This is a genomic window from Pseudomonas sp. P5_A2_2, assembly GCF_054177685.1.
The window spans coordinates 1-1,320 of record NZ_JBGCUL010001144.1 but is presented as its reverse complement, the minus strand read 5'-3'; the positions used below and the strand labels follow the sequence as shown (position 1 = coordinate 1,320).

The 1,320-nt window shown below is 42.6% G+C and carries 2 protein-coding genes; both read right to left on the bottom strand.

Features of this window, described 5'->3' with window-relative positions:
- A partial coding sequence (locus tag ACXRVY_RS29565) for a hypothetical protein (protein WP_458239028.1) occupies positions 1-286 on the bottom strand: 286 nt, incomplete at its 3' end.
- Positions 279-1,320, bottom strand: a 1,042-nt coding sequence (locus tag ACXRVY_RS29560) for a DegT/DnrJ/EryC1/StrS family aminotransferase (protein WP_458239027.1), incomplete at its 5' end; no start/stop codon positions are given. The genes ACXRVY_RS29565 and ACXRVY_RS29560, both read right to left, overlap by 8 nt.

Genomic DNA, 1,320 nt, shown 5'->3' with positions numbered 1-1,320 from the left:
CATCTGCATCGAGATACAGTAGATCAACCTTCTTTTGTTGCCGAGAATATTGCTCCTGCAGAAACTGAGCTTCTATTGCGGAACCAGTTCCTTTCAATACGACAGGCTGCTGAAGAGCAAACTCACGCATGAGGAAGTTCAGAAGAGCAAGCTTGTCCTGCCCTTCCAAACGACCATCATTGAAGAATTCAATATGAAATTTATCGCCTGTTACGCCGCTAATAGGTGTAACACCCTTCGCAACCTCAGGTTTAGAAACTCCATTTTCTGCAATAACTTTACTCACAGCACAATTCCTGCTTGATAAACCTACAAATCATATCCACTTCCTCTAAAGAAAGTGTGTGATAAAGCGGCAGACAGAGAATTCGGCGCGAAATATCCTCTGCAATGGGTGCACTCTGTCCGGAAACGTAGGGCAACTTTGTCAATGAAGGGTAAAAGTAACGCCGCGGAAAGATACTATTGAGATTGAGAAACTCAACAAGCTTTAACAATGTTGCTTCGTCTTCGAATATAACTGGAAAATAAGAATAGTTATAATCCGACTGAGGTGTAGTTTTTTGGAACTTTACTGGCACACCTTCAAGATTCTGAAAGTACTGTACAGACAACCGGCGACGAACAGCCATCACCTCATCAATATACTTAAGATTGCACAACCCCATGGCGGCATGAAATTCGGAGTTTTTACCGTTAATACCAACACCACCAAACTCCGTAACCGATGAGTGCCCGAAATTCCTCATCATCGACATCTTTTTATTGATATCAGGATTGTTAGTAGTTACAGCACCACCTTCTACAGTATGAAACAACTTCGTCGAATGGAAGCTGCAAGTAGAAACGTCACCATAAGACAAAAGTGATTTACCTTTGTATTTGGTACCAAAAGCATGCGCAGCGTCGTAGATAACTTTTAAGTTATATTTTTTTGCAATAGCGGCGATTGCTTCCACATCACATGGATTACCGAAGACGTGAGTCGCCAGAATAGCTGTGGTTTTATCAGTTATCGCCTGCTCAATTTTTGATGGATCAATATTCAGCGTATCCGGGCAGATATCCACCATAATCGGACGGCAGCGTTCCCAGACAATGCTTGAAGTAGTCGCCACATAGCTGAACGGTGTTGTGATAATTTCACCGCTAAGATCAAGCGCCTGAATAGCAATCTGAATCGCAATGGTTCCATTGGTCAGGAACAGCAAATGATCGACATCAAGGTGCTTTTTAAGTTTGATTTCCAACTCATTCAGCAATGGACCATTATTGGTCAGCCATTCACGCTCCCAAATTCCAGCTAAATACTCCTGGAAC